Here is a 15,526-nt window from a genome sequence, read left to right on the forward strand (position 1 = left end):
TCGATAAGGGCTGTGATAAACTCACTTCGATTTAATTTTTGGAGACCAATAATGAAACCAATTCTACCTGATTACAACAGCGCTGGTGTGCTCATCATCGGTGATGTCATGCTAGATCGTTACTGGTATGGCCCAACCGGACGTATTTCTCCTGAAGCGCCGGTTCCTGTTGTAAAAGTAGAAAACAATGAAGAGCGTCCTGGTGGTGCTGCGAACGTTGCGATGAATATCGCATCACTAGGTGGCCATGCTCACATTGTTGGTCTAACAGGGGAAGATGAGCCTGCAAAAGTGCTGACGGAGACGCTGAGCTCACTCAATGTGAAGTGCGATTTCGTTGCACTGCCTGATTACCCAACGATCACGAAGCTTCGCGTAATGAGCCGTGGACAACAGCTTATTCGTCTCGACTTCGAAGATAAGTTTGAAAACACGGATTCTGCACCTGTGCTATCGCGTATGGATGCCGCTCTGCCAAACGTTAAAGCCGTGATTATGTCTGACTACGCAAAAGGCTCGTTAGAGCATGTTCAGGCATACATCCAAAAAGCGCTCGCAGCAAACATTCCAGTTTTCATTGACCCTAAAGGTGCGGATTTTGAACGCTACCGCGGAGCAACACTCTTAACACCAAACATGAAAGAGTTTGAAGATGTCGTTGGCAAAGTAAAATCAGACCAAGAGCTGGTTGAAAAAGCACTTCAGCTTGTTGAAGAGTTTGATTTTGAAGCGCTACTGGTTACACGTAGTGAAAACGGCATGACGTTGATCCGCCGTGGTCAAGAGCCATTCCACCTTCCGACTCAAGCGAAAGAAGTGTACGACGTGACAGGTGCTGGTGATACGGTGATTTCTGTACTTGCAGCTTCAGTGGCGGCGGGTAAATCCTTCGAAGAAGCGTGTGCACTAGCGAATGCTGCGGCAGGCGTTGTTGTTGGTAAGCTTGGTACCTCGACCTTGTCTGAAATTGAACTGGCAGAAGCGGTACATGGCAGCCAAGACACGGATTACGGTGTGATTTCAGAAAAAGCGCTGATTGAAGCAGTGAAAAAAGCACGTGCACGTGGCGAGAAAGTCGTTATGACAAACGGCTGCTTTGATATTCTTCACGCTGGGCATGTTTCTTACCTCAATCACGCTGCAGAACTTGGTGATCGCCTGATTGTTGCGGTGAATACCGATGAATCAGTGAAGCGTCTTAAAGGGCCTGGTCGTCCTGTGAATCCAACCGATCGCCGCATGGCGGTATTGGCAGGTTTGGGCGCTGTGGATTGGGTTGTACCATTTAGTGAAGATACGCCGCAACGTTTGATCTCGGAAGTTCTGCCAAGCTTGCTAGTAAAAGGTGGTGACTACAAACCAGAAGAGATTGCTGGTGGTAAAGAAGTCATTGCTGCAGGTGGCGAAGTTCGTGTATTGAACTTTGAGGATGGTTGCTCAACCAGTGAAATCATCAATGCAATCAAAGGTGGTAAGGGCTAAGCCTATGATTTGTTGGCATTGAAACGCTATTTGTTTGTAAAAGGTCGCCAAGTGCGGCCTTTTTGATACTTGATGTTCTGAGATACTTTTCGTCTCTTAACTGCAAGCAATAAAAAACGCCAGCTGATAAATCAACTGGCGTTTTTTATTTATTGAGAACTGAAGCATTCAGTCAGCAATTATTTTGCTGCTTTCAAACCTGCATCAACGTCTAAGATGTCTTGTTCGCTTAGCGTACCAACTGCTTGGCGTAGCTGAAGAACACTTAAGATGTAGTCGTAACGAGCGTTCGATAGGTTTTTATTCGCATCGTATAGACGACGAGTTGCGTCTAGCACGTCAACGATAGTACGAGTACCCACATCAAAACCTGCTTCTGTTGCTTCTAGTGCAGAGCGCGCAGAAATAACGGCTTGCTCATAAGCACGTAGTGCGCCGATAGAAGCGTTAATGTTGTTGTTTTGTGCGCGAACATCTTTTACTACGCTACGGTATTGTGCTTCAAGATCTTCACTTGCAGCCACGTACGCGTATTCAGCCTGTTTGGTTTGAGAGGTGACGTTACCACCCGTGTATAGCGGCACCGCAAGGTTCACACCGATATTGAAGTTGTCTGTGGTGTTGTTACGAGAGCTATGAGACGTATCACCGTAGTTGTAACCACCGTCTAGAGACAGCGTTGGTAGATGACCAGAACTTGCTAGTGAAATATTGTCACGTGCGATATCTTGAAGAATACGTGAAGATAGCAAGGTCAGGTTTTTGGTTTTTGCTTCGTCAATTAGTGATTCAGCAGGCACGGTCGATGGGCTAGCAGTGAAGCGGCGAGTGTCCAAGATGTTGAGATCTTTGTGTTCTTGACCGGTGATTTCACGTAATGACTCGTAGCTGTTAGTCAGTGCGTTTTCTGCTAACACTTCATCCGCCAGTACTTGGTCGTACTGAGCTTGCGCGTCGTGTACGTCAGTGATCGCAGATAAACCTACTTCAAAACGCTGTTTTGTTTGCTCTAGTTGACGACCCACTGCGGCTTTTTCTGCACGGACGAAAACAAGGTTGTCTTGTGCGCGTAGAACTTCAAAATACGCTTGTGAAACACGAAGAATTAGTGCTTGTTGAGTCGCAGCGTAAGTTGCGTCTGCTTGGCGAGCACTTTTCTCAGCGGTATCTAGCGAGATCCAAGATGCGCGGTTGTAAAGTGCTTGTGAAAAGCTAACACCAGCGGTTAGAGCGTTGGCATCGTTTGATACGTCATTGACTAGATTTGAGTCGTATTCAGTATCACCACGAGTTAAGTTGTAACCTGCTGTTAGGTTAATTTGTGGTAATAGAGCACTACGGCTTGAGGTGATTGCTTCGAAAGCTTGGTCACGTTGTGCTGCTACACTGAGCAATTGTGGATCATTTTGTTTTGCTAAGTCGTAGATTTCAGCCAAAGAGTCTGCGAACGCAGACGTACTCATGCTACCTAGCGCTGCACTGATAAATAGTGGAAGCAATTTTTTCATTTTCTATTCCCGCGGTCAATAGATTGGTTAATTCTCAGTAGTTTAACTCAATTTGCACGATATTTACTCTAAAGTTTGCACTTTTTTACACGTAATTATCCAGTTGTGCAATAAATTTTCACCAAAGACTTAAATTAATTTGTAACTATTGTACAAAAAGTTGAGCCAAGTCCTTTGAGCAAGCGAATAACAATGAGTAAACTACAAGATTCACTCAGAGAGGTGTCGAATGCAACAGTGTGACAAACAACAAAAGGATTTTACTTCGCAAGATGTAAAAGTCATCTCGAAAGAAACCTTATTTGAAGGCTTTTTCAAAATGGTGAAATATCGCTTTCAGCATAAGCTATTTGCTGGAGGTTGGAGCGAGGTTGTCGAACGAGAAATGTTCGAACGTGGTCATGCTGCAGCGATGCTTCCTTATGATCCAAATACGGATCAAGTGGTTATCATTGAACAGATTCGAGTGGGAGCCTTAGAGCATCAATACCCATGGCAGCTAGAGATTGTCGCGGGTATGATTGACCGTGATGAATCAGCTGAAGCCGTCATTCGCCGAGAAGCTGTCGAAGAGGCGGGGATACAAGTGGGGCGTGTTGCGCCAGTCACTTCTTATTATCCTTCTGCTGGCGGTTGCTCGGAAAAGTTGGACGTATTTGTTGGTGAAGTGGACGCATCTAAAGCGCACGGCATTCATGGTTTAGACTATGAGAATGAAGATATTCGCGTACATGTTTTGAGTCGTGAGCAAGCATATCAATGGGTGAAAGACGGAAAATTTGAAAATGGTGCGTCGATTATTGCGTTGCAATGGTTGCAATTAAACCATCAAGAGTTGAAGTCACAGTGGGGGCAACCCCAAATGGTGGAGAGTAAGTAATGGCACAAGTGGCTGAAAAACAGAGGTATCATGTTGATTTAGCGGGTCTAATGAGAACCTATGAGACCAACTACGCTAAATTGAACGCCTTATTGCCTGCTTCTGCCGAAGTTGGGGATGTACGCTGCTATCAAGCGGCGAACATGGTTTACCAACTGACCGTGAATGAAATCACAAAATACACCACAGTTGTTGAGATATGTCAGAGTGATGAAACGCCAGTGTTTCCTTTACCGACGATGTCTGTCAGGCTTTATCACGATGCGAGAGTAGCCGAAGTATGCTCAAGCGGAGAGTTCTCTCGCATAAAAGCTAAGTATGATTATCCCAACGACCAACTGATGCAGAAAGATGAAAAGCATCAACTAAACACATTCCTCGGTGAATGGCTGACGTTTTGTTTACGAAGTGGTATCAGTAGAACACCACTTGCCTTCAATTGATCGTCACGTCACTAAAGGAAAATAACAAATAACGATATAGTGGACGAATCAGGTTTTCATTTTGCAATCATCTAGTGACAGCATCAAACTTTTACAAATTACGGATACTCATCTGTTTGCTGCCGATGAGGGAAGTTTGCTGAGCGTAAAAACGGCCGATAGCTTTAACGCTGTTGTTGCTGATGTTTTACGCCGCAACGTGACGTTTGATTACATCTTGGCGACAGGGGACATTTCCCAAGACCATAGTGCAGAATCTTACCAGCGCTTTGCCGAAGGCATTGAACCGCTAGAGAAAGACTGCTTTTGGCTGCCTGGTAATCATGACTACAAGCCCAATATGGGCAGTGTATTACCTTCGCAACAAATCAAAGCGGCAGAGCATGTATTGCTTGGCGCGCATTGGCAGTTGGTTCTTTTAGACTCGCAAGTTGTTGGCGTTCCCCACGGACGCTTGAGTGATCAGCAGTTAGCGTTACTTGAAGAAAAGTTAGCAGAACACCCAGAAAGGCACACACTTGTGTTGCTGCATCACCATCCATTATTAGTGGGAAGCGCGTGGCTTGATCAACATACCTTAAAAGATGCCGAAGCGTTCTGGCAGGTTGTCGATCGTTTTGATAACGTGAAAGGTATTCTCTGTGGTCATGTTCATCAAGACATGAATGTGCTTCATAATGGCATTCGAGTGATGGCAACACCCTCGACGTGTGTTCAGTTTAAGCCTAACTCGGATGATTTTGCCCTCGATACGACTTCGCCTGGTTGGCGTGAACTGCAGCTGCATGCTTGTGGTGATATTACGACTCAAGTGGGCCGACTTCCTGATGGTCAGTTCCAACCAGACTTCTCTTCTAACGGATACTAACGCGCCCGAGCTCTATGTTCGGGCTCGCTTTTTTGTGCGAGATATCTATGAGTAAACCTTCACTTCTTCTGTATATCCATGGTTTTAACAGCTCCCCACTCTCAATGAAAGCCAATGTGATGAGAGCATACTGCGAGCAGCATCGTCCTGATATCAAAGTGATTGTTCCCCAGTTACCTTGTTATCCTCAACAAGCGGCGAAAATGTTGTTGGATATCATCGAGCAATATAAAGACGACTATAACATTGGTCTGGTGGGCAGCTCATTAGGCGGCTTTATGTCAATGTGGCTAAATGACAAGTTTGGATTTAAAGCGGTTGTGGTCAACCCCGCGGTTAAGCCCTATGAGTTGTTAGTAGATTATTTGGGTGAGCAAACTAACCCTTATACGCACGAAACCTATACACTTGAAGCTTGTCATATTGACGAGTTAAAAGCTCTTGATGTACAAAGCATCGCGTCGCCACATTCTTTCTGGTTGTTACAGCAGACAGAAGATGAGGTTTTAGACTATCGACAAGCGGTAGATAAGTTTGCAGACGCTAAGCAAACAGTAGAACAAGGCGGTGATCACAGTTTTGTAGGCTTTGAGCGTTATCCTGCACAGATTATCGAATTTCTAGAACTGTAATTCGAAAGCGATTGGAAAAGGCTCATAGTTTTTATTGATATATCCAACCGTTTCTTGACATGGGCGGTATGCTTTCCGACTATGTTTTGCCAAAAGATCTTAAGGGTCGAGGACCCTGGCTACTTTGTTATGCATCATGTTTACAAGCACTTAGTGATGTGAACAGGGTGGCTTTTTCGTTTCCTGAGTATGGGTTCACCCATTGGTGATATTCAGGCAACAAGTAAACTTTGAGAATAATTCCGTATTATGACTGAACAATATAATGCTGGTGCCATTGAAGTACTGAATGGCTTAGAGCCAGTACGTCGCCGACCAGGGATGTATACGGATACAGCGCGCCCAAACCATTTGGGCCAAGAAGTTATCGACAACAGTGTCGATGAAGCGCTAGCCGGACATGCCTCAAAAGTACAAGTCATCCTACATGCCGACCAATCACTAGAAGTGATCGATGATGGTCGAGGCATGCCTGTTGATATCCACCCAGAAGAGAAAGTGTCAGGCGTAGAGTTAATCCTATGCAAGCTGCACGCAGGTGGTAAGTTCTCTAACAAAAACTACCAATTCTCTGGTGGTTTGCACGGGGTAGGTATTTCGGTAGTAAACGCGTTGTCAAAACGCGTTGAAGTAACCGTTCGTCGTGATGGTCAAGTGTATGAAATTGCATTTGAGCACGGTGATAAAGTCTCTGACCTGACCGTAACTGGCACATGTGGTCGTCGCAATCGCGGTACCAGCGTGCATTTCTGGCCTGATGCGAAGTACTTCGATTCGGCTAACTTCTCTGTTACACGCCTAGTCAATAATCTGCGCGCAAAAGCGGTTTTGTGCCCGGGCCTAGAAATTACATTAACCGACAAAGTTAATGGTAAAGACTATAAGTGGTACTACGAAGACGGTCTTAAAGACTATCTTGCGGAAGGCGTAAAAGGCTACCCAGTTATTCCTGAAGAACCATTTACTGGTGAGTTCTTGGCGGATACCGAAGCGGCAAACTGGGCGGTAATTTGGCAGCCAGAAGGTGGTGAGATGATCACCGAAAGCTACGTTAACCTGATCCCAACTGCTCAAGGTGGTACGCACGTTAATGGTTTACGCCAAGGCTTGTTAGAAGCGATGCGCGAGTTCTGTGAGTTCCGTAATCTATTACCTCGTGGCGTTAAGCTAACGGGTGATGACGTTTTCGACCGCTGTTCTTACGTGTTGTCGGTTAAAATTCAAGATCCGCAATTTGCAGGCCAGACCAAAGAACGTCTGTCTTCTCGTCAAACTGCGGCATTTGTCTCTGGCGTAGTCAAAGATGCGTTCAGTCTTTGGTTGAACGAAAAGCCTCAGCTAGCAGAGCAATTGGCAGAAGTCTGTATCGCTAACGCGCACCGTCGTATGCGTGCAGCGAAAAAAGTCGTACGTAAGAAAGTGGCGTCCGGCCCGGCACTGCCAGGTAAGTTGACCGACTGTTCAGCACAGGACTTAAGTCGCACTGAAATCTTCTTTGTGGAGGGTGACTCTGCGGGTGGCTCGGCAAAACAGGCACGTGACCGTGAGTTCCAAGCCGTGATGCCACTGCGTGGTAAGATCTTGAACACGTGGGAAGTCTCTGCTGACCAAGTATTAGCATCTCAAGAAGTACACGATATTTCAGTGGCTTTGGGGATTGATCCTGACAGCGATAACCTTGAGGGGTTGCGCTACGGTAAGATCTGTATCCTTGCCGATGCGGACTCGGATGGTCTTCACATCGCAACGCTGCTTTGTGCACTGTTCACTCGTCACTTCCGTGCACTGGTTGAAGCGGGTCATATCTACGTGGCGATGCCGCCTCTGTATCGAATCGATTGCGGGAAAGAAGTGTTCTACGCCCTCGATGACGATGAAAAAGATGGCATCTTAGAGCGCTTGTCGAAGAAGAAAGCCAAAATCAACGTGCAACGATTCAAAGGTTTGGGTGAGATGAACCCACTTCAGTTGCGTGAAACCACCATGGATCCGAACACGCGTCGCTTAGTGCAGTTAACCATTGACGACTCTACGGCGACCATGGAAATGATGGACATGCTGCTAGGTAAAAAGCGTGCAGATGACCGTCGCTCTTGGCTACAAAACAACGGCGACTTGGCAGAGGTGTAACGGATGTCTACAGAAATTACCTACGATGGCGTCGAACAGTTGCCAATGCGCAAGTTCACTGAAGACGCTTATCTGAACTACTCGATGTACGTAATCATGGACCGCGCCTTGCCATACATTGGTGATGGCTTAAAGCCGGTTCAACGACGCATCATTTATGCGATGTCAGAGCTTGGTCTCTCTGCATCAGCAAAATACAAAAAATCTGCACGTACCGTTGGTGACGTGCTAGGTAAATACCATCCGCACGGTGATTCAGCGTGTTACGAAGCGATGGTATTGATGGCTCAGCCATTCTCTTACCGCTATCCATTAGTGGATGGTCAAGGTAACTGGGGTGCGCCAGATGATCCGAAATCATTCGCGGCAATGCGTTATACCGAAGCAAAACTGTCTAAGTTTGCTGAAGTATTGCTAGGCGAACTGGGCCAGGGTACGGTTGAATGGCAACCTAACTTTGATGGCACAATGAAAGAGCCACAAATGTTGCCAGCACGTCTGCCTCATATCCTGCTTAACGGTGTAACCGGTATTGCGGTTGGTATGGCAACAGACATCCCACCGCATAACGTTCGTGAAATCGCAGATGCAACTATTCATTTGATCGACAACCCGAAAGCAGAACTGCCGGACGTGATGCAATATGTTAAAGGTCCGGATTACCCAACAGAAGCAGAAATCATCTCGCCGCAAGCGGATATTGAGAAGATTTACCGCAACGGTCGCGGCAGCATCAAGATGCGCGCGGTATGGCACAAAGAAGGGTCTGATATCGTTATCACCTCTCTGCCACACCAAGTATCGGGTGCAAAACTGCTTGAGCAAATCGCCAACCAGATGCGTGCGAAGAAGCTACCAATGGTTGACGATCTTCGTGACGAGTCGGATCACGAGAACCCAACGCGTATCGTTGTGGTACCTAAGTCAAACCGCGTCGATTGTGATTTGTTGATGAACCACTTGTTCGCATCAACGGATCTTGAGCGCAGCTACCGCGTTAACTTGAACATGATTGGTTTGGATAATCGTCCTCAAGTTAAAGGTCTGGTGCAAATTCTGTCAGAGTGGATTGAGTTCCGTCGCACGACCGTACGTCGCCGTCTACAACACCGCCTAGACAAAGTCATGGCTCGCTTACACATTTTGGAAGGTTTGCTGGTTGCTTACCTAAACCTAGATGAAGTGATTGAGATCATCCGTACTGAAGATGATCCTAAAGCGGTATTGATGGCACGTTTTGGTATTACCGATATCCAAGCGGATGCGATTCTAGACACCAAACTTCGTCACCTAGCCAAACTAGAAGAGATGAAGATCCGTGGTGAGCAAGACGAGCTAGAGAAAGAGCGTGAGAAGCTAGAACTGCTACTCGGTTCTGAGCGTCGTCTAAACACACTACTGAAAAAAGAAATCAAAGCGGATGCTGAGAAATACGGTGATGACCGTCGATCTCCATTGGTTGAGCGTGCAGAAGCAAAAGCGCTTACTGAACGTGATCTTGTTCCAAGCGAACCAATCACGGTTGTGCTTTCTGAGAAAGGTTGGATTCGTCACGCGAAAGGCCATGACGTAGATGCAGAAGGCCTGAACTATAAGTCGGGTGATAAATACTTAGCGCACGCACGAGGTAAGAGTAATCAGCCTGCGGTATTCCTAGGTAGTGACGGTCGAAGTTACTCTCTGGAATCGCACTCGCTGCCTTCTGCTCGTAGTCAAGGTGAGCCGATTACCGGTCGTTTGAATATTACGGCTGGTAGCAGTATTCGCCAAGTGATCATGAGTGAAGAAGATCAGCTGTGGCTGGTGGGCTCTGATGCAGGTTACGGCTTTGTATGTAAAGGCGCTGACTTGCTGTCTAAAAACCGCAGTGGTAAAGCTCTAGTCACTTTACCGGCTAACTCTGAGGTCATGACGCCAAAAGCGATTGAAGATTTAGATTCTGATGAAATCTTAGCAATCACTAACCAAGGCCGCATGCTGCTGTTCCCAATCAAAGACCTGCCACAACTGGCGAAAGGTAAAGGGAATAAGATCATCAACATTCCTGCTGCTAAAGCAAAAGAGCGAGAAGAAGTACTATCTCACTTAATGTCTTTACCAAAAGGTGCATCGTTAACGCTGTACGCGGGTAAGCGAAAGTTGGGTCTTAAACTGTCTGACCTTGATAACTTCCGTGGCGAACGTGGTCGCCGAGGCGGGTTACTACCAAGAGGTTTGCAGCGAGTCACTCGCATTGAAGTTGAGCTGGATGATTCCGATACGACGGAAACACCGAGCGATAGCGAGTAACGCACAAATAAAAATCCCAGCCAATGGCTGGGATTTTTTATGCTTCTTGCTTGTCTTCAGCAATCGTGACTTTCAAGGTCATCTCTTTTCCTTTGCGAATGATGCCGACGTCCACGGTGGTGCCAGGACGTAAATCGGTGACGATATCCATAACGCTCTGACGCCCTTGCACTTTATTGCCATCAATACTGATAATGATGTCCTGCTTTTGGAAGCCAGCTGCATTGGCTGGGCCATTTGGATCAATACCAAGCACGACAATACCACCTATGTGTTCATTTCCAAGTAGGCGAGCAGTGACCGCATTAATGTCTTGGCCGTCGATTCCAATATAACCACGAATTACGCGGCCATCAGCGATGATTTTCTGCATGATCTTGCTGGCTAGTGGCGCAGGAATCGCAAAGGAAATACCGTAAGTTTCTAAATCAGTCGCTTGTTGGAAAGAGGCGGTATTGATGCCGACGAGCTCACCTTGCGTGTTCACTAGAGCACCGCCAGAGTTCCCCTCATTGATGGCGGCATCGGTCTGAATAAATGCTTGGCGACCGTCGCTAATCGATGAGCGTCCTGTTGCTGAAATAATGCCGAACGTTGTGGTTTGACCAAGGTTGTATGGGTTGCCGATGGCTAGGACCACATCACCCACTTGTGGCTTGTAATTAGAGTTCAGAGGGATAACAGGTAAGTTCGAACCTTCGACACGCAGTACGGCAATATCTGTGCGTTTATCCGTGCCAACTAGCTGAGCTGCCGCGGCTCTACCGTCTTGTAATGCGACAACAATTTGGTCTGCTTGAGCAACCACGTGGTAGTTGGTAATGATGTAGCCTTTCTCACTGACAATGACACCTGAACCCAGACCTTGAGTCGAGAGTTTACTGCGATCATTTTCAACATATTTACGGCTGTAGATGTTTACTACGGCAGGTGCTGCTCTTCGCACCGCCTGATTAAATGTCAACTCAACGGACGCGATATTAACAGGTTGCGGATCTAGCGCGGCAGGAATTACGTTGTTGCGCAAAGATGGCACCGCCAGTAATACCACTGCGGCAGTAGCCAAGCCTAAAAAGACAGAACGTAATAAAAAGCTGAGCATATCCTCTCCATACATGAGCGCCAAAATGGCATAGAAGATGAAGAATAGCATTACATTGAAAAATAACAAAAGGGCAGCACGGAATCGTGCTGCCCTTTTCATTAGCTATTGAGCGATAAGGAAAAGTATTTGAGGCTTATTATCGGTGCTATGCATCGAAAACCTTATTTCCTATCACTTTGAAAGTGACTAACGAATAACAAGATAAATAGTACGTTCGCCACGCTGAATATTCAGAGCCAATACGCCTTTGTGTTTATCCACTATTGCACGAAGCTCAGCAAGGTTTTTCACGCGCTGGCGGTTCACACCGATAATGATGTCACCTTGCTGTAATTGATATTGAGCGGCCGGAGAGTTATCTGCAACGCTCGATACTTTAACGCCTTGAATTGCATCACTTGGTGTCGTATTGCTTAATTCCGCACCCTTGAGCCCTTCGTGTAATGTTTCGGCTTTGGCTTTCATATTTGTAGATTCGCCAAGCGTTACATCAAAGGTTTTATTCTTACCATCTCGAACCACACCTAATGTGATTTCTTTACCTGCGCCCAGCGTTGCCACTTTTGCGCGGAGCTCTGAGAAAGTATTAATCTCTTTGCCGTTTACCGATACAATTACATCACCGGCTTTCAATCCAGCTTTATCGGCTGCGCTGTCTGGTACGACTTGGCCAATAAAGGCCCCTTTACTCGACTCGTAACCCAATGCATCAGCCAGCTCAGAGGTTACTTCGCCACCTTGCACACCCAACATGCCGCGTTTGACTTCACCAAACTCTAGAATTTGCTCGGTGAGGTTTTTCATCATGTTGGACGGAATCGCAAAGCCAATCCCCACGTTACCGCCGTTAGGGCCTAAAATCGCAGTATTAATACCGATCAGCTCACCATTAAGGTTGACCAATGCACCACCAGAGTTACCGCTGTTAATTGCGGCATCGGTTTGGATGAAGTTTTCGAAGTTTTCAACGTTCAAGCCACTACGGCCTAACGCTGAGACGATGCCCGACGTCACGGTTTGACCGAGTCCGAATGGGTTACCAATCGCAACCGTAAAGTCACCTACGCGAAGTTTGTCGGAATCTGCGACTTTAATTTGCGTTAAGTTTTTCGCTTTTTCTAATTTAAGCAACGCAACATCGGCCATCTCATCGCCGCCAACGAGCGTAGCGTCATACTCGCGACCATCATAGAGGCGAACTCGAATATCATCCGCGCCCTTGATTACGTGGTAGTTAGTGACGATATGCCCTTTTTTCGCATCAATAATGACACCAGAACCTAAACCTCTGAACGGGCGCTCGCGCCTTTGCTCCATCGGAAAGTCCGGTCCAAAGAAGAATTGAAATTGTTCGGGAATACGGCTGGTTTGTATTTGTTTGCCTTCTACAGCAATACTCACAACAGCAGGGGTTACTTTCTCAAGCATGGGCGCCAAGCTAGGTAACTGTTGGCCATCCACATTTAAAGGTAATGCGGCGGTGGCTTGAACTGGCGCAATAATAGAGCCCAAACTCAGAGATAGAACGGTGAGCGCAAGCAGTGGTTTTTTCATCCAATAACTCCTCTTGAAACATGTCTGCCAAAAAGAAATATCCGAACGGTTAGTTCACTTTGTTAATAACTAATATAGGGCCTAGTTCGGATAATCAAAGGGGGAGGCAGTTCACATCCAAGTTAGAGCAAAGGTAAGAAGAAAAAGTTCAAAAAAGGGCCGATACAAATGTATCGGCCCTAATAGGTAGAGGTAAGAGAAGATTATGATGCTTTTGCGGTTACCGCTTCGGGAGCATTAATGATTTCTTTCTCTTGATCCTTTAAAAGACCCGTTGCGCCATTGGCGTAGTCTTTTGGCTGTTCATTAAACTCTGGTTGATCTTCTGCAATAGCTTCAGAAGACATTGCCGTTTTCTTATCAAACGGGTTGTCTTGCTCTGGCAAGTTTGGCAAAAGCTCAGAAGAGGTCTTAGCCATATGTTGGTACAGCTTGGTGTAATCTTTACCTAGTGTATCCAACATTTCTGCGGTTTGTGCAAAATGATCGACGAGCTCTTGACGTTGTTGCTCTAGTTCAAACTTGGCCGCTTCAAGTTCTTTCTGCACAGACTTTTGTTTCTTGTATTCAGGGGTGGTTAGTCTACTAATGACTACGCCTACGATTGTACCGACCAGCAAACCCACAATGGCATAAATCCAAGGCATAACTGCTCCTTATAGTTGTTTTAACAAGTCTTTTACTACTTAGTTACACGCGGTGCTAGTCCATGTTACTATGGCTTGAACAGCCGATAAAGAAAAATAGCAGTATGTCTTCGGGGACTGATAACTACTTCTCTCTATTCTCAAAGTTGACCCCGAGGTAACCCTTTTCCCAGTACCTCTATACGACTTAATACGATGACACCACTACAACAATATCAAAAAGACATAGCAGAACACGGGTTTCAGCGTGATGAAGCTCAGTATCAAGCGGTCGTTGCATTAGATAAGCTTTACCATGCTATCGTTGAATTTCAGTCAGCTCCTGTGCCTCAGCTTTCCAAATGGCAAAAGCTCATGGGGAAAAAAATCGACATGCCTGAGCCCCCAAAAGGTCTTTACTTTTGGGGAGGAGTCGGACGCGGTAAAACGTACCTCATGGATGCGTTTTTTGATGCTTTACCAACCCAAAGAAAAATGCGCGTACACTTTCACCGCTTCATGTATCGAGTACATGATGAGTTGAAGCTGTTAGGTGATGTCGAAAATCCGCTAGCAAAAGTGGCGGATAAATTTAAAGAAGAAGCAGATGTGGTTTGCTTTGATGAATTTTTTGTTTCCGACATTACTGATGCGATGATCCTTGCAACGCTACTTCAAGAAATGTTCAAGCGGCAGATGATCCTAGTCGCGACTTCAAACATCGAGCCGCAGAACTTATATCGTAACGGTTTGCAAAGAGCGCGCTTTTTGCCTGCAATTGATATGATTTTGGCACGCTGTGACGTGTTGAATGTTGATAGTGGCGTTGATTATCGCTTAAGAACGCTTGAACAGGCCGAAATATACCATTATCCACTTGATGAACAGGCCAACATTAATCTCAACAAGTATTATCAGCAGCTGACGGGCGAACGTCAGATCGTCGCTCATCAAATCGAAATCAATCACCGTCAGCTTGAGGTAATTGAAGCGAGTGATGGGGTTCTGCATGCGTCTTTTGCTCAGTTATGCCAAACCGCTCGCAGTCAAAATGACTACATTGAGTTGTCCCGTATTTATCACACGGTATTACTGGCGGATGTTCAACAGATGAATCGTAAAATAGATGATGCAGCGAGACGTTTTATTGCACTGGTCGATGAGTTTTACGAGCGCAATGTGAAGTTGATTATTTCTGCTGAAGTGCCAATGGAAGACTTATATACTGAGGGGCAGCTCGAGTTTGAATTTAAGCGCTGTTTGTCTCGGCTCACTGAGATGCAAAGTCATGAGTACCTCGCGCGTGAGCATTTGGCCTAAATCTAGTGTGTTCTTAAAAAGTGAAGAAAAAATTAGTGATTTGGCGCAAAAAAAGGTGATTTTTTCTTCGCTCTTCTCTATAATCCTGCGACCCACCGTTACTGCAGACCGGATTATCGAAGTTATTTCGAAATTGAAGGTCGAGAGTACCAACGACTCGAAGGGGTGATGACTGGGCTCTTAGACAGTGTGGGAGCACCAGAACGGTGTTCCTTAAAGTTTAAATTTTAATTAACGGGTTATTATTAGCATGAAAACTTTCGTTGCTAAACCAGAAACTGTAAAACGCGACTGGTACGTTGTAGACGCTGAAGGTAAAACTCTTGGTCGTCTAGCAAGTGAAATTGCATCTCGCCTACGTGGCAAACATAAAGCTGAATACACTCCTCACGTTGACGCTGGTGACTACATCATCGTTATCAACGCTGAGAAAGTTGCTGTAACTGGTAACAAAGCTAAGAACAAAGTGTACTACCGTCACTCTGAGTTCCCAGGTGGTCTAAAATCTATCACTTTTGAAAAGTTGATCGATCGTAAACCTGAGATGGTTCTTGAGCTTGCAGTTAAAGGCATGCTTCCACGTGGTCCTCTAGGCCGTGCTATGTACCGTAAGCTTAAAGTTTACGCAGGCGCTGAGCACAACCATGTTGCTCAACAACCACAAGTACTAGACATCTAATTGGGGATTT

Annotated in this window: 13 protein-coding genes; 9 read left to right on the forward strand and 4 right to left on the reverse strand. The window is 46.0% G+C overall.

Annotated features, from left to right (window positions below; genetic code table 11):
• Positions 1-51: 51 nt before the first annotated feature.
• Positions 52-1,482 carry a bifunctional D-glycero-beta-D-manno-heptose-7-phosphate kinase/D-glycero-beta-D-manno-heptose 1-phosphate adenylyltransferase HldE gene (gene hldE, locus FKN08_RS13925; RefSeq protein ID WP_170892351.1) on the forward strand — a complete coding sequence of 477 codons (1,431 nt, stop codon included), beginning with the start codon at positions 52-54 and terminating at the stop codon, positions 1,480-1,482.
• A gap of 179 nt (positions 1,483-1,661) precedes the next feature.
• Here the strand turns inward: hldE and tolC are convergent, their stop codons facing one another.
• Entirely contained in the window at positions 1,662-2,990 is a 1,329-nt protein-coding gene (tolC, locus tag FKN08_RS13930) for an outer membrane channel protein TolC (RefSeq protein ID WP_170892352.1), read from the reverse strand.
• 229 nt (positions 2,991-3,219) lie between these two features.
• Here tolC and nudF point away from each other — a divergent pair, with 229 nt between their 5' ends.
• The 6 genes from nudF to parC all read left to right on the forward strand — a co-directional run bounded on the left by nudF (position 3,220) and on the right by parC (position 10,232).
• Positions 3,220-3,870, forward strand: coding sequence for an ADP-ribose diphosphatase (gene nudF, locus FKN08_RS13935; RefSeq protein ID WP_170892353.1), 651 nt, complete (start codon positions 3,220-3,222; stop codon positions 3,868-3,870).
• Entirely contained in the window at positions 3,870-4,313 is a 444-nt protein-coding gene (locus FKN08_RS13940; protein WP_005395930.1) for a DUF1249 family protein, read from the forward strand. The genes nudF and FKN08_RS13940 overlap by 1 nt, the downstream gene beginning before the upstream one ends.
• A 61-nt stretch (positions 4,314-4,374) precedes the next feature.
• Entirely contained in the window at positions 4,375-5,181 is an 807-nt protein-coding gene (cpdA, locus tag FKN08_RS13945) for a 3',5'-cyclic-AMP phosphodiesterase (protein WP_046874001.1), read from the forward strand.
• Between the two features lie 47 nt (positions 5,182-5,228).
• Positions 5,229-5,813 (forward strand): esterase YqiA, encoded by a 585-nt coding sequence (gene yqiA, locus FKN08_RS13950; RefSeq protein ID WP_046874000.1) that lies wholly within the window; start codon positions 5,229-5,231, stop codon positions 5,811-5,813.
• Between the two features lie 249 nt (positions 5,814-6,062).
• Positions 6,063-7,943: a DNA topoisomerase IV subunit B gene (gene parE / locus FKN08_RS13955; RefSeq protein WP_006743361.1), complete on the forward strand. Its 1,881-nt coding sequence runs from the start codon at positions 6,063-6,065 to the stop codon at positions 7,941-7,943.
• Positions 7,944-7,946: 3 nt separating this feature from the next.
• Positions 7,947-10,232: a DNA topoisomerase IV subunit A gene (parC, locus tag FKN08_RS13960; RefSeq protein WP_170892354.1), complete on the forward strand. Its 2,286-nt coding sequence runs from the start codon at positions 7,947-7,949 to the stop codon at positions 10,230-10,232.
• Between the two features lie 37 nt (positions 10,233-10,269).
• On the opposite strand, the gene degS is transcribed toward parC, so the two are convergent.
• The 3 genes from degS to zapG all read right to left on the reverse strand — a co-directional run bounded on the left by degS (position 10,270) and on the right by zapG (position 13,538).
• Complete coding sequence (gene degS / locus FKN08_RS13965; RefSeq protein WP_017633606.1) at positions 10,270-11,334, reverse strand: outer membrane-stress sensor serine endopeptidase DegS; 1,065 nt, start codon at positions 11,332-11,334, stop codon at positions 10,270-10,272.
• A gap of 189 nt (positions 11,335-11,523) precedes the next feature.
• The gene (locus tag FKN08_RS13970; protein ID WP_170892355.1) at positions 11,524-12,891 is read right to left on the reverse strand and encodes a Do family serine endopeptidase; all 1,368 of its coding nucleotides are present in this window, start codon (positions 12,889-12,891) and stop codon (positions 11,524-11,526) included.
• Positions 12,892-13,094: 203 nt separating this feature from the next.
• Positions 13,095-13,538, reverse strand: a complete 444-nt coding sequence (gene zapG, locus FKN08_RS13975) for a Z-ring associated protein ZapG (protein WP_005395919.1) — start codon at positions 13,536-13,538, stop codon at positions 13,095-13,097.
• Positions 13,539-13,733: 195 nt separating this feature from the next.
• On the opposite strand from zapG, the gene zapE reads away from it, so the two are divergent.
• Entirely contained in the window at positions 13,734-14,837 is a 1,104-nt protein-coding gene (gene zapE, locus FKN08_RS13980; protein ID WP_161444858.1) for a cell division protein ZapE, read from the forward strand.
• Positions 14,838-15,087: 250 nt separating this feature from the next.
• On the forward strand, positions 15,088-15,516 hold the full coding sequence (rplM, locus tag FKN08_RS13985) for a 50S ribosomal protein L13 (RefSeq protein WP_012842158.1): 429 nt from the start codon (positions 15,088-15,090) through the stop codon (positions 15,514-15,516).
• Positions 15,517-15,526: the final 10 nt, after the last annotated feature.

This window comes from Vibrio sp. 1-2 (7-a), from assembly GCF_013048515.1.
GTDB classification, from domain to species: domain Bacteria; phylum Pseudomonadota; class Gammaproteobacteria; order Enterobacterales; family Vibrionaceae; genus Vibrio; species Vibrio diabolicus.

Excerpts from the sequence above, each read along its gene's own strand:
- hldE (WP_170892351.1), top strand. The coding sequence starts at position 52 with ATGAAACCAATTCTACCTGATTACAACAGCGCTGGTGTGCTCATCATC.
- tolC (WP_170892352.1), bottom strand. The coding sequence starts at position 2,990 with ATGAAAAAATTGCTTCCACTATTTATCAGTGCAGCGCTAGGTAGCATG.
- nudF (WP_170892353.1), top strand. The coding sequence starts at position 3,220 with ATGCAACAGTGTGACAAACAACAAAAGGATTTTACTTCGCAAGATGTA.
- FKN08_RS13940 (WP_005395930.1), top strand. The coding sequence starts at position 3,870 with ATGGCACAAGTGGCTGAAAAACAGAGGTATCATGTTGATTTAGCGGGT.
- yqiA (WP_046874000.1), top strand. The coding sequence starts at position 5,229 with ATGAGTAAACCTTCACTTCTTCTGTATATCCATGGTTTTAACAGCTCC.
- parE (WP_006743361.1), top strand. The coding sequence starts at position 6,063 with ATGACTGAACAATATAATGCTGGTGCCATTGAAGTACTGAATGGCTTA.
- parC (WP_170892354.1), top strand. The coding sequence starts at position 7,947 with ATGTCTACAGAAATTACCTACGATGGCGTCGAACAGTTGCCAATGCGC.
- degS (WP_017633606.1), bottom strand. The coding sequence starts at position 11,334 with ATGCTCAGCTTTTTATTACGTTCTGTCTTTTTAGGCTTGGCTACTGCC.
- FKN08_RS13970 (WP_170892355.1), bottom strand. The coding sequence starts at position 12,891 with ATGAAAAAACCACTGCTTGCGCTCACCGTTCTATCTCTGAGTTTGGGC.
- zapG (WP_005395919.1), bottom strand. The coding sequence starts at position 13,538 with ATGCCTTGGATTTATGCCATTGTGGGTTTGCTGGTCGGTACAATCGTA.
- zapE (WP_161444858.1), top strand. The coding sequence starts at position 13,734 with ATGACACCACTACAACAATATCAAAAAGACATAGCAGAACACGGGTTT.
- rplM (WP_012842158.1), top strand. The coding sequence starts at position 15,088 with ATGAAAACTTTCGTTGCTAAACCAGAAACTGTAAAACGCGACTGGTAC.